We start from the raw sequence: 15666 nt of genomic DNA on the forward strand, positions 1-15666 counted from the left end.
TCTTACAAAAAAACGACTGAAACTTTCCGTTTCAGTCGTTTTTCTATCATTTTCGTTAATTCATAACATTTATGATTATTCTTCGTCTTTTTTCTTAGCTAATGCTGGTGCTGCTAATCCTAATCCACCTAAGATTGCTAACACGGCTGGTGTAAAGACATTCATTTCAGCCATACCTGTATTTGGTAATTCTTGTTTTGCAACTTTAGCTTGTGATTGAGCATTTGCTGGAGTTGCTGATGTAGCTGGTTGTGCAGGAGTTGCAGGTTGTTCTGCTTGTCCTGGTGTTGCTGGTTCAACAGATTGAGATGTTGGTGCAGTTGCTTTCTTATAGTGGTGGAATACTGTACCATTCTTATCTGTTGTTGTTTTGTCGAACACATATCCTTCAAGAGCTTTAGGATCTTTCAATCCTTCTTCAGGTGAAGTGATATCTTTACCATTTTCATCCACAAAACGAGTTACCACTTTATTAACTTGTGGTGCTGGTGTCGCTGGTGATGGTTCTGGTTGAGGAATTAATGATTGTTTTGGAGTTACTGTTACTGGTACTTCTAATTCAATAACATCTCCACTTGGTAATTTCACCTTAACTTTAACGCCTGGTTTTTGCCCAGCTGTTTCTGTTGTTGGGATTCCTTGAACATCAACAATTTCCCATCCATCTTCTTTTGGAAGTTCGATATGACCAATCACATCTTCTTTAGTAATTGGTGTTCCAACTTCTACTACGATTGGTGTTACTTTTGGTGTTACGATTACTGGTACTTGAACAGTAACAATATCACCATTTGGTAATTTAACTTTTACTGGTACTGTTGGTTTTGCACCTGGAGTTGTTGTTGTTGGAATTTCTCCAACTTCTTCTATTTCAGCACCTTTTGGTAATTCAACATGTTTCTTCACGTCATCTTTAGTAATTGGTGTTCCAACCTCTACTACGATTGGTGTTACTTTCACATTTGTTGCAGGTGTTTCTTTTGGAGTTACTTTTACTGGTACTTTAACTTCTTTAGTAGTAATTACATTTCCATCTTTATCTTTGTATGTAACTATTACTGTAACAGAACCTTTATCTCCTGGTGTTTCTGTTCCTGGAGTTGTTGGATGTTGATTTTCTTCAACTGTAATTGTTACTCCATCTGGTAATGTAACTTTTCCAATTGTTTCTTTCACTTTATCAATAACTGCTTTTTCAAGTGTAGCTTTATCTGTATCTTTTGGTACTACTACACCTTCTGGAGAAACTTTTGGTAATACTGATACTGGTACTTCTACTGTTTCTTCTCCACCATCTTTATAAGTAACTTTTGTTGTTACTTTAACATCTTTATCTCCAACTTTACCTTCTGTTGTTGGGATAGCTTTGTTGATATCCTCATCAGTTACAGGTGTTTTAGTTCCATCTGTGTCAGGAGTGATTGCTTTGTTTACATCATCAGCTTTTGGTTTGTCACCTTCAACAACGTAAACAGGTTTAATGTCTGAACCTTTCACATTTACTGTTACTGGAATTGTAGTTGTGTAGTCTTTTCCATCAACTGTGTATGTTACTGGTACTTCTACTGTTGTTACTCCAGTTCCTTTTTTAGCAGTTACTGTTTCTTCAATAGCTTTTGTTACATCACCTACAGTTACTTTCGCATCTTTTGGTAATTTATCTGTAAAGTCTTTTGCTTTAACTGCTTCTTCAGCTTTAGCTTTAGCTAATTCCTTCAATTTATCTGAAGTTGTATTCTTAGCTACTGTTACTTCACCTTTTGCTACTGGTAATACTGTTACTGGTACTGTCACTTTCTCTGGATCTTTCATTCCTGGATAAGTTACTGGTACTTCTACTGTTACATCTGTAGCTCCTGCTTTTCCAGCTGTTTCTGGTAATGTTGTTGGTTCTCCAACTGTTCCACCTTGTCCTGGTGTTACTGATTCTTTAACTTTATCTTTTTCAGGAGTTGTTCCTTCAAACACTACTACTGATTTTGGTGTTGAACCAACCACTGTTACTGGCACTTCTACTTCTTTAGTTCCAATAACGTTTCCTTTATCATCCGTATATTCAACAACTACTGTTGCAGGTTTTGGTTTTCCTGTTTCAGTTATTTCAGCTGTTGTTGGTGTTGTTCCTGCTTTCACTTCTTTAACTTTAACTGTTACGCCTTCTGGAACTTTATCTTTTGGTAAAGCTGCAACAACTTCTTCAGCTTTAGCTTTAACTGCAGCTTCTAAGTTTTCGCTTCCTTTTAGAACTGTTAATCCTTCTGGTTTCACTAATGGTAATACTTTAACGACTGCAGGTACTTCTACTAGTTTATCTTCACCATTTTTAGCAACTACTGTTACTTTCTTGTCTCCAGGTGTTGTTGTATCAACTGGTTCTTTATACTCAAATATTGTTCCATCTGGGTATTGTTCAGGGTTGATACTTTCTTCAGCTGAAGGTTGTGGTTTCTTAGGATCTTCGAACACATATTGTGTTTCAGGACTTACTACCATTACTTTAGCTGGTACTTCAACAATTGTTTTTCCATCTAATTTAGCTAAAACGACTACATCTTTTTCACCTGCTGTTGTTGTATCAACTGGTTCTTTATATTCAAATTTAGTTCCTTCTGGATATTCATCTGGAGTAATGCTTGAATTAACATCAGGTTGTGGTTTCTTAGGATCCGCAACAACAAATTGTGGTATGCTATCTACGACACGTACTGTTGCAGGTACTTTTACTAATTCGTTACCATCCTTATCCGTTACGATAACCTTAACTTCTTTATCTCCAATTGATGATGTATCAGGTTCTTTTTCATAAGTGAATTTTGCACCTTCTGGATAATCAGCTGGGTCAATGCTATCTTCTGCTTTTGGAGCAGTTTTAGGATCTACTGGTACGATTTGTGGAGTACCTTCTACTACTGTTACTGGAACTTTAATTACAGTAGTTTTTTCTTCACCATTAACCGTATATTTAACAGTTACTGGTACTTCTCCATCTTCAGTTAATGCAGGGATTTCTCCAACTGTCATATTATCTTTATCAAACGTTACTCCATCTGGAAGTTTGTTTGTATAAGTTTCACCAAGTGCAGCTTTTGCTTTTTCAAGAATTTTAGCTTTTGCTTCTTCTTTATCACTATTTTTCGCAACAAGAATTTCATCTGCTTTTGGTTTTGGTAATACAGTTACAGGTACTTCAACATTCTCTGTAATTGTAGTTCCTTCAACATTATAAGTAACTGTTGTTGGTACTTTAAGGCCAGTTTGTCCAACTTTACCGTTTGTATCGAAAATGTCAGTCGCTTGTGGTTCGTTAGCTTTACCAGCTTTTTTATTGATTTCAGCTGGAGTTACATTTTCTTTAACTGTTGCTGGAGCAATTTCATCGCCTTCAAACACTACCACTGGTTTAGTTGTAGATTTAACAACGTTTACTTCTACATCAACTGTAGTTTCATAAGTTTTACCATCTGCTGTATAAGTTACAGGGACTTTAACGATTCCACGTCCATCTTCAGCAATTTTAGTAATTTCTACTTTATCTTTAGAGCTAATTTGAATATTTGAAAGACTTCCAGTAGTATCACCAAGTGTTGCTGTTGCTTTCATTTTTTCTAATAATTGAGTAAAGTTAGCAGATGCAACTTCCTCTTTAGCTTTTGCGATTGCTACTTCTTTTAATTGATCATCAGTTGTATTAATTGGAACTGTAACAACAGTACTTCCTTTTAAGCTGTTGATAAAGATAACTTTTCCGTATACATGGTCAGGGTTGTCAGAATCTGCAAGACCATTACGGTTAAATTGATTTGAATAGTCTGGATCTCCACCTAATGCAGTGTATGAATATAATCTATTTCCTAAAGCATCAGTATCTCCAAATCCACTCTTCACAGTAACTTTAAAATCAGCTGGTCCAATGAAATTATCTGCAGTTGTAAATGGAATTTCTGTTTTACGTGATCCACCTTCAGCAGCTGGCATACGATTTCCTGCAGGAACTTTATAAGTAATTGTTCCACCTTGTGTTTTATCAGCAGGATCATTTGGTGTCCAGACAATATCATTTGCATAAGTATTTCCTAAATATGCACCCCCACCATTAGCGTTATAAATTTTATCTTCTAATGTTACACCTTTTGGTACTTTTACTGTGACTTCTACTTTTTGAGCTGTGTAATAATCAATATTCATTCCACCAGTGTTTTTAATATCGATATCAAATACACCTTTTTGACCTTTTTCATAAATAGTATCTTTTGTATATCCATATTCACCAGTTTTATTTTCAGAACGAACATTTGTTACTACTTCTGCAGCAGGTGCTGTCGCAATACCAATTCCACCAACAATATAACCATCTTTTAACTTAATATTATTGTCATTGATTAAAGAATTTGAACCTTGTTCTCCGGCTTCAATTAATACTTTAACTTTAGTAGTTCCTTCAGGAATATCATAAAGTCTATCTAAATGTGTCCAACCTGTTCCAGAATATGGCCCTTGTTCTGTTGTTAATGCACCATTTTTACCATCAACTGGTTTGATTTCAGCTCCAGTGAAGGCATCAACAATTTTTAATTTAACACGCTCCCCAGCATCTGTTGCTGTAGAACCACCATATCCACCACTGTGAATTAAACTTACTGTTAAACGAGAATTTGCATTTACATCATACTCTTTAGAAAGAGTTGTTCCTTGACTACCTAATTCCAAGTAATAATCGCGGTTCTTCACTTCTCCAAATGTATTATTTTGCATTCCTAGAACTCTTTTAGTAGGATCATCTGAAGCTCTTCCAGTTATTGTTGGCATTGCTAGTGGTACTAAACCACTACCATTAACGTAACTTACTTCACCTGAAGTTTGATATTTTAATAATTCTCCATCATTTGTGTAAACTTTAGATTTCCATACTTCACGGTCACTTGTATTACCATCTTTATCTGTAACATTCGTTACATCAAGCGGTTTAACAGCGTTAACTTTTTCACCAACTTCAATTTTCCAACCATTTAACATACCAGCCTCTGCATCAGCTTTTGTAATAGCTTTTTCTTGCCAGTTATATGTTGCACTACCGATTGGATCTTTTGCATCTGGTAAATTTTTGATTTTATTTGTTAAATCTCGTCCACTTTCATATTGTTTAGCTACTGTAAATGATTTTTTATCTGCATCTGAGAAAGTTACTTTATCTCCAAAACCTTCTTTTAAGCTTTCAAACACACCGTTAGAAGGGTTATTCCCGTATCCTGCATGGTTTTCACTTACTGGAGCTCCTAAATCAGCTTTTCCATCTAAGTATAATTTTAATAAATCACGTTCAGATTTAACAGCTTCAGCTTGTTGACTCATTTCTTTAGCTGATGTTGCATCTGCTGCTTTTGCTGCTGTTGCAATCCCTTCAGCTTTTTCAATTACTTTTTTATATGTTTCAATTTTAGCTAAATCTTGTTTATTAGCAGCTTTTCCTTCTTCTGCCGCAAGTTCAGCTTTAATTTTAGCAATATTAGCTTCTAATTCTGGTAAAGCTGCATCTCTTACACCTTTATATTTAGTTGCTTCTTCTGCTGAGTTAGCTGCAGTTGTATCTACTGCTCTAAATCCACTTTCACCTTGTCCAGGAATGGCTTGCCCATTACGTGGATCTTGGTTTTTGTTTTCTTTTTCTTCTTTCTTTTCTGCAGTTGCTTTTGGCATACTTTCAACAACGAAAGCTTTGTTGTTTAATTCTTTAGCAGCTTTATCTACATCTGCTTGTGTAGCAGTTTCGTTAGCTACTAACGTTTTTGCATTTGCTAACTCTGCTTTTGCAGCCTCAATTGTTGAAGCTGTTTTATCGTTTGAAGCAGCTTTTTCAATTGCAGCTTCTAAGCGAGAGATAGCTGAACTTAAGTTAGCTTTATTTGCTTTCTCTGCAACTACTTTATTTTCTTTATTCTCTTTGTTTTCTTTATTTGCATTAGCTGTTGCTACTTCTTCAGTAGCTGGAGTTTTTGTAGTTACTTCTTCAGCAGCTTGAACATTTACTCCACCTAATACTGCTAATCCAGATGCAATGGCTACACTTGCTACCCCTACACTGAACTTACGAATACTATATCTTAAAAAACGTTGTGCTTGAATCGCACGGAAATTACTATTTTTCTTCATCATCTTCTCCTTTAGTAAAACTAATATTTTTAACAAATATTCAAAGTAAAGTTTTATATTTTTATTTAACTATAAAGCTCTTTTTAGGATATTTGTTCCATAGTATGTTTTAGATTTTTTATGACAATATTTTCAATTATTATTCATTTGTTTTAAAATTTCATAACAATTGCCTAAAAGAATCCAAAAAAATAAATCCCTTGGCAATCTTTCACCAATAAGATTTGCTATGTATGGTTTCTATTCAACTTTTACTTACTAGATTCATCCTCCTTCATGAAGTAATCATCTTAGAAAAATGTTGCAGCTGCATGAGTTAAATATTTTTGAGGTATTAATTACGGGTAATGGGTAAGATATATTTTCCATGCAGCTACTCTTTTTTCTATTTGGTAGATATATTTATGAACTTTGCATAAAATTTCGTTTCGGACTCATTATATATATATCGCTAAAAATATATATTATTTAAGTTATGAAAATCGTGTAAAAAATCACTTTTCACAAAGCACATATTAATCTTACCTGTATGGTATAGGATATATAATATCAAATCTCAAACTAAAATCAATAGATTTTCCCCTTGGGTGAAAAAATTAGATAATAAAGGGCTTTCATTAAAGAAATATTAATTATATAAAATTTCATACATCAAACTCTTGAATACTATACGTTTGTTGGAATTATATGTATTAATACATTTTTAATTTTCATTTGTTATATAAAAAATCCTGTCAGTGATTTCTCACTAACAGGATTTATCGAACTCTCTCTTTATTCAGTTATATTATTTATTCCTCTTCTTCTTTTTTTCTAGGAATCATAAATCCTAATCCTAAAAGAATAGAAGCAACTGCACTAGAGAATATTCGCAATTCACTACCCATACCAGTTTTTGGAAGGATTTGTTGTTTTTCTTGAGTTTGACGAGCAACTCTATCTTCATTTGTTTGTTGTTCACTTGAAGCTTGAGTTGAATGAGCATCATCTGGTGTTTGTTGTGGTTCTTCTACATTCGTATAGATATTTCTATTCGGTTCACTAACTCGATTCTCAAGAACTTCCCGTTTTCTAAAGATGTGAGTTACGATATCTCCATCTTTATTTTTCTCTGTTCTTAAGAATTCGAACCCTTCAATTTCACCATGTTCAAATGCTTCATTTTCTTCTCCTAAAACTTTAGGTGCTTTTGCATCTGCTGGTTTCAACTCATTACCATTTTCATCAATCCATCTTGTCATAATTAATTTGACTTTTGGACTTTCTACTGGATCAGGTAATTCTCCATTCACTCCTCCATTAAACTCTGGAGCCTCATGAATTGGAGTATCTGGAGTATTTACTCCTCCATTAAATTCTGGGACTTCTTCTTGAGTCTCTGGTTCTCCATTCACTCCACCATTAAATTCTGGCACTTCATAAATTGGAGAATCTGGGGTACTTACTCCTCCGCTGAATTCTGGTACTTCCAAAATTTCTGGTACACCTTTTGCATATGCAAATAACAATTCATCACGAGGAATAGTATGACTGACTTTTGTTTCCGGATCAGTGATTGTTACATTACCTTTTGAATCAACAGTTATGTCTTTTCCTGGATTTGCTTTTTTCACGTTTTCCTTCACTTTATCTTGTTCTTCTTGTGTTAAATTATCAGGATCTTTCACTGGTACTTTTCCTTTTGGAACTACTGGAGTGAAGTCTTCTGGATTTACATTTATTGTAACTTCAACATCTTCTGTACTCTTATCTGGATAAGTAACAGTTACTACTCCTTTTTTCTCACCATGCTTAGAAGTATCTGGAATATTTCCATCTTTCCATTCAAATATTGTACCTTCTGGTAAGTCTTTAGCATTATCAACACTATCTTTTGCCAATGGCACTTGAGCATGTTCTACCGTTTGTGCTTTTGGTTGTGGATCGTAATCGTCTTTTTGTGGCGTTACTTCAACCATTACAGGTACTTCTTCCGTACTATTATCTGGGTAAGTGATTAATACTTTTCCTGGTTTACTTCCTGGTGTTGAATTTGTATCTGGTTTTTCTACCCATGTGTACGTTGTGCCTTTTGGTAAGCCATCTGTATTGATACTTCCTTCTGCACTTGGCTCACTGCCGTGTTTAGCCGTTTGGTTCGGTTCTTTTGCCGTTGGATTGAACGTGTCACTTTGTTTCTTAACTGTGACAGGTACTTCGACTTCATCTTCCGTTCCATCTGGATAATGAACTAACGCTACTCCTGGATGACTACCCGGTGTGCTAACATCTGGCCTTGTCTTCCATGTAACAGTTGTTCCTTCTGGTAACCCTGTTTTGTTTACACTTGTTTCTGGATCTGGTACGTGTCCATTGTCCACTTCTTGAGGGATTCCAGTTGGTGTGTATTCATCTTTTTGTGGCGTTACGTTTACCGTTACCGTCACTTCTTCCGTACTCTTATCTGGATATGTGATTAATACTTTTCCTGTCTTACTTCCTGGTTTACTTGTGTCTGGTTGTTCTGACCAGCTATAGTTTGTTCCTGCTGGTAAGTCATTTGTATTAATACTTTTCTCTGGATCTGGTACTTCTTTATGACGAACCGTTTGGTTCGGTTCTTTTGCCGTTGGATTGAACGTGTCACTTTGTTTCTTAACTGTGACAGGTACTTCGACTTCATCTTCCGTTCCATCTGGATAATGAACTAACGCTACTCCTGGATGACTACCCGGTGTGCTAACATCTGGCCTTGTCTTCCATGTAACAGTTGTTCCTTCTGGTAACCCTGTTTTGTTTACACTTGTTTCTGGATCTGGTACGTGTCCATTGTCCACTTCTTGAGGGATTCCAGTTGGTGTGTATTTTCCACGCATTGATGAAACTGTAATATTCACTAATTTCGACGTAGAGTTTCCAGCCTTATCTCTAGCTACTATCGTTACACCATACATTACATTGTCAGAATCAATTCTCGGTACTTCTCTAACACCCTCTTTGAACACAATTGTTCCAGAAGCTTGATCAAATGTTAAGAATGAAGGCATATTATTCACTTCAATTGTAGCAATTCCACTACCATTTGCATTATCTTTTGCCTCAACCTTCATAGGAGGTAACGTTTTATCTAAAGCCGTCATTTCCCAGTTTGTATGTTCTGCTGGTGTTTGAATTGTTGGATCCGTAACATCTTTAACTTTCAATGGAATTGTAACTTCTTGTTCTGAACCATCAATATACGTTACTTTTGCTTGTATTGTTTGGTCTCCATATGCCTCAGTATTAATTGATGTTTTGGCTTCAACTGTTGCAATTTTGGCATTTCCATTCTCACCTTGCGCATTTGTCGCAGTTACTGCTCCTTTTAACATTTCTGGAGTAACTGATACATTTTGATTCACTTCAATTTGTGTTCCAGTCGCTGTAAAATCTTCACTTACTTTTCTCACTGTTACATTTACTGTCACTACATCTTTTGAACCATCTGGATAAGTAATTTCGACTTCACCCGTTGTTACACCCGGTGTACTTACTACAGGTGGTGTCTTCCAAGTTACAGTTGTACCTTCTGGTAATCCTGCTTTATCTACACTTCCATTAGGATCTGGAACTTGTCCATAACTTGTATTTTGTGGAATTGGCGTAGGATTAGTCTTCGCACTCATTGATGACACTGTAATTTTTGCTGTTCTTTCACTAACATTCCCTGCTTTGTCTTCTGCTCGAATATTTAAAGTAAATTCTTGACTTGGTGTATTCTCTGCTAATTTTTCTACTGCATCTTTTCCTGATTTGAATTTAATAGTGTGAGTTGTACTATCATATTCTAGATAATCAGGTAACCCTGTTACAGTAACGTTTTTAATACCACTTCCGTTTTCATTATCTTCAGCTCTTACTTCCATATTTGGTAAAGATTTGTCTAATGCTGTTACTTCCCAGTTTGTATTTTCTGCTGGTGCTGAGATAGTTGGTTTCGTTACATCTTTTACTTTCAACGGAATCGTAACATCTTGTTCTGAACCATCAATATATGTTACTTTTGCTTGTATTATTTGTTCTCCATATGCCTCAGTGTTAATTGTTGTCTTGGCTTCAACTGTTGCAATTTTGGCATTTCCATTCTCACCTTGCGCATTTGTCGCAGTTACTGCTCCTTTTAACATTTCTGGAGTAACTGATACATTTTGATTCACTTCAATTTGTGTTCCAGTCGCTGTAAAATCTTCACTTACTTTTCTCACTGTTACATTTACTGTCACTACATCTTTTGAACCATCTGGATAAGTAATTTCGACTTCACCCGTTGTTACACCCGGTGTACTTACTACAGGTGGTGTCTTCCAAGTTACAGTTGTACCTTCTGGTAATCCTGCTTTATCTACACTTCCATTAGGATCTGGAACTTGTCCATAACTTGTATTTTGTGGAATTGGCGTAGGATTAGTCTTCGCACTCATTGAAGATACTGTAATTTTCGCCGTTCTTTCGCTAACATTTCCTGCTTTATCTTCTGCTCGAATGTTTAAAGTAAATTCTTGGCTTTGTGTATTTTCTGGTAATTTTTCTACAGCTTCTTTTCCTGATTTGAATTTAATAGTGTTTGTTGCACTATCATACTCTAGGTAATCAGGCAATCCTGTTACAGTGACATTTTTAATTCCACTACCGTTTTCATTATCTTCAGCTCTTACTTCCATATTTGGTAAAGATTTGTCTAATGCTGTCATTTCCCAGTTTGTATTTTCTGCTGGTGCTGAGATAGTTGGTTTCGTTACGTCTTTAACTTTCAATGGAATGGTTACTTCTTTAGTTGTTCCATCTTTGAAAGTTACTGTAGCACTAATGTTTCGTTCACCATATTTTGCTGTACTAATTGTAGGTGCTGTAACTGTTGAAATCTTATCAGTTCCATTCACATTTCCGTCTTTTGAAGTTGCAGTTACTTTTGCTTTTAAGTCGTCGTTTGTTACTGGATCATTTTGATTTACTTCAATTAGTGCTCCACTCACTTCGTATTCTGAACTTAATTCTTTTACAGTAACTTTTACATTTACGATATCTTTCGAACCGTCTTTATACGTTACTTCTACTACACCATCTTTTTCTCCAGGTCCATCTGTCGTTACTGGTGTTGTTTTCCAAGCGTAACTTGTTCCTTCAGGTAAGTTTGTTTTATTCACGCTTGTTCCTGCATCTGGAGTTACTCCATAACTTACTGTTTGTTTGTCTGGATTAGCTGTTGCATCATATTTTGTAGTCATTGATTTCACAGTAAAAGTTAATTGTGAAGTACTACTATTGTTTGCATTATCTGTCACTCGAATAGTAGCAGTATGTGTTTGAGAATCTGTACCAACTGGTAATTTAGGAACTTCTTGAGTGCCCTCTTTGAACTTAATCGTTTTAGTCGCATCATCATATGTTAAGAAATCTGGTAAGTCTGTTACCGTTGTTGACTGAATACCACTTCCTCCTGTGTTATCTTTAGAAGTTACTTTAATTGGAGAAAATGCTTTATCTAATGCTATTAAATCGATATTCTGACCATTTGTAGGCGATTGAATCGTTGGAGCAGTTACGTCTTTTACTTCTAACGGAATTTTCACCGTATCAGTTGTATCATCAAGATAGGTTACCGTTGCAGAAATTTCTTTATTCCCTGCTTCAGCAGTACTAATTGTACCAACTGGAGTAACCATTTTAACCTTACTATTACCGTTTTTATTAATTGTTACAGCAGATTTTAAGTCTTCATTTGAGATAGTATCATTTTGATTTTTGACAATTTTCGTAGCGGTAGGTTCATACTCATCACTTAGTTTGCGAACTTTTACAGTAACTGTTACTTCATCTACTGAATCATCTGGATAAGTAACTTTCACGACTCCTGTTTTATTCCCAGGTCTGCTCGTATCTGGAATTGATTTCCATGTATATTGAGCATCAGTTGGTACTCCTCCTGTATTGACACTAGTTTTTGCATTAGGAGTTTCACCATGGCTCACTTCTTGAATCGTCGCATTTGCTTGAGGATTGTACTTCTCAGCCATAGTCATTCGAACAATACTAAATATACGTTCACTGCTGTTTCCTGCATTATCTTCCACACGTAATGTTATATTACTTGTAGTTCGATTAATTCCAGTTAATTTTGGAACTTCACTTTCTCCATCTTGGAAAACAATACTACTTGTTGCTTTATCATATTTCAAGAAACTTGGTAAGTTAATTGGAAAAACACTTTTAATTCCACTTCCTCCAGGATTATCAGCAACCGCTACATTAATAGGAGGCAATGTTTTATCTAATGCTGTGATTTCCCATGTTTGACCTTCTGTTGGTGTTTGAATCGTTGGAGCAATTACGTCTTTTACTTCTAGAGGAATATCAACTGGATCAGTAGTATTATCCAAATAGGTAACTGTCGCTTTTATGGTTTGTGATCCTGCATGCACAGTGCTAATAGGAGATGCAGTGACTGACTTCACTTTACTAGTTCCACCGTTATTCACTGTTACTGCTGCTTTTAATCTATCATTCGTTACTGGATCATTTTGATTGACAGTAATTGTCTTTCCAGTTGGTATATGTTCATCACTTAGTTTACGGACTTTCACGGTTACAGTTACTGTATCTGTTGAACCATCTGGATAAGTTACTGTTACTACACCAGTTTTTACTCCAGGGCCTGATGTCGTATTAGGTGTTGTTACCCATCCGTATCTTGTACCTGTTGGTAATCCATTTCTTTGAATACTTGTTCCTGCATCAGGAGCTTCCCCATAACTTACTTCTTGAATTTGAGGATTAGCAACTGCTGTATATTTTTGTGTTTGAGATTGAATATGGAAAGTAATATTTTTAGTCGCAGTATTTCCTTTTTTATCAACCGCTTTAACAGTCACTTGAATACTTGATTTACCAAGTTGGAAGTTATTCGGAATAACACCATTTATTTCAATTTTAGATTTTGCTGCATTATACGTTAAAGGTGCAGGAAGATTTTCTACAGTAACAGCAGTTCCATCCTTAAGCCCTACTCCTTTATCATTATCTTGAGCTTTAATATTGATTTCACTAGGTAATCCTTCTAATCTCGTCAATGTAATATTATCTGGTGCAGTAATGGTTGGTTTAATATTATCGACAATTTCTACTGGAATATTCACCGTTTTCATTAAATGATTACCACGAAGAATCTCAATTTCTTTATGCTGGAAACCTGCAGTAGAAGTATCTACCGTAGAACCACCTTTCCAACGAACCGTTAATTCGCTTGGGAATGCTGAATTATCAGAGACAGTTACGTAATTTCTCGCATCTCCTAGTTCACCAGATTGATTTTGATTAATTTTCTTATCTTGTTTTCCAATAAAGTCTAAAACGGTATAAGGAGTCGTTACATCTTTTATTACCCCATTTTCATAAGTTGTCGTTACTACAACGTTTCTTGTTCCTGCCTGTTGCAAATTAAACGGTGTTTTATACGTTACTTGCGCTGTTGTTGGTACTTCATGTCCTGTTTTTGAGCGTACTAATTCTCTTGGATTTGTATATAATTCTTTTGAATCCCCAAAATAAGCCGTCAAACTAGAATGTTTTGCTTCTACATCATTTGTCGCATTTGTTTGGATTGTTTTTGGATTGAATCCATCTTTAAAATGGATAGTCATTGTTGCGCCATCAGCTGATACTTCAGCATGGTCAAAGTCAACATGATTCGCACGATTAACAACATTTGGATGCTCAGCTTTAAATTTTTCAATCAAAGCATTTTTTTCTGTTTCCGTTAAATGACGGACATCATCGACATAAGTAGGTGTTAGATTTCTAACAGTATTACGTTCACTTTGAGGTTTAATAGTTAGAGTATAGGTAATTGTATTTTGCTTATGTGTACCGTTCGCCCCAATTGTAATATGATAAGTACCTGGTGTTACATTACCACCATTCCCTATAGTTCCAACAAGAGCCATTTGCACTTCAGGATTATTTACATTCCAATACTTATCAGCAATATCCACTTCTTCTTTCTTTCCTGTTTGGAAATTTTTGTAGGCCACACGTAGTTTTAAACCATTAACTTGATTTAGACCACTAATAATTCCTACTCGCTTTACATAATATGGAGTAGGATCTTCCTCACCACGTTTTGGACCATACTGATATCTTACTAACGGCTCCCCATTTCCTCTTTTGCCATATGCTGTCATTACCGAAAATAAAGTATCTGAATTATAAAATGTTAATTCTTTTTTACTTTCATTTACTAATGTATTACTACCTTCATATTTATTAGCAATCGGCGAAATCCAAATCGCTCTAAATCCACTCTCATCCTTACCAGCAATCGGTTGACCATTTCGTGGGTCACGTTTACCAGAGTGCCCTCGAGTCATGCGATTAGCTACTTTATTTCTTAATTGTTTTAAAGAAGTAATAAGTCCGTTCGCTTCTTCAATTGTTTGTCTTGAAACTGAAAACTCTCCTGAAACTGTTAAGAGAGCTTTTTCCTCTGGTTCAAAAGTATACTCAATAGAAGAAGAAATGCTGTTAATCTCCTCTTGTAGTGCTTTGATTTTATTTACTTTTTCATTTAAAACTTTTTGATACTCATCATTATTCTTTTTAAGATTTTGAATTTTTTCTTGATATTGTTTAATAACTTCTTTTGTGATATTTTTTGGAGTTTTAGCTGTTTCTTCAACTTCTTTAGTAAGCTGTTCTAACTCTAATTTAAATGCAATATGAATAGTATTCGTTAGTGCATTTCCCTCTTGTATTACTTTTTGAAGTTCTGTAACTAAAGGATTATTTTCCACAGTATCTTTTTGATTGTCTGCTGTTTTCTTTAATCCTTCCTCTTTTTCCTTTGATTCAACTTTGGATAGTGTAGGCTCTGATACTACATTTTCTGTTTTTCCTGCTATTACCGAATCTTCAACTTTAGCTTTTTCCCCTGCTTCGTTTGTTTTTTCTACTGCTACCTTTTTTTCTTCTACAGTAGGATGAGTGACAGCTGTATTTACAACTTCCTGTTTAGACTCTTTCTCCTTCGTTGCTTCTTCCGACTGTTTTTCCTCAACCGATGTTGTTGGAGTATTTCCGGGCACTTCAGTAGCTTGTACCATATTTGAAATACCATTCAAATAGAACAATGCTCCCACTACTACTGAGAATGTCCCTACTTTATATTTTCGAATTGAGAATTTTTGTCTTTTTTCATTCACTTGATGATTTTTATTGTAAAAAAACATGATTTCTCCTCTCCCTTTCTTCCTAAATAAGCATAAAAATGACAGTATATCAGTTTTATGTTACTCTTATCATTTGTGAATTTCAATAGTATTATCATTAAAAATCTATTAAAATTAAGCTATTTTCATAATTATATATTTTTCTATCTATTAAATTTGTGAAACAATAAATTAATTGTGTTTTCTGAAATTCATACTCCCTCTTTTATAAAAAAATCTTCCTAAAATCGAGTAGGGGCTAATTTCTAGCCCCTCTCACACCACCGTACGTGCCGTTCGG

At 35.2% G+C, this 15666-nt stretch carries 2 protein-coding genes; both read right to left on the minus strand.

Going from position 1 to position 15666, the window contains the following annotated elements:
- Positions 1–75: 75 nt before the first annotated feature.
- Positions 76–6147, minus strand: coding sequence for a Rib/alpha-like domain-containing protein (locus RYK07_RS05760; protein WP_314852860.1), 6072 nt, complete (start codon positions 6145–6147; stop codon positions 76–78).
- A gap of 791 nt (positions 6148–6938) precedes the next feature.
- Entirely contained in the window at positions 6939–15386 is an 8448-nt protein-coding gene (locus tag RYK07_RS05765; RefSeq protein WP_314852862.1) for an SIALI-17 repeat-containing surface protein, read from the minus strand.
- Positions 15387–15666 lie beyond the last annotated feature (280 nt).

It is taken from the genome of uncultured Granulicatella sp., assembly GCF_963528315.1.
Lineage (GTDB): Bacteria > Bacillota > Bacilli > Lactobacillales > Aerococcaceae > Granulicatella.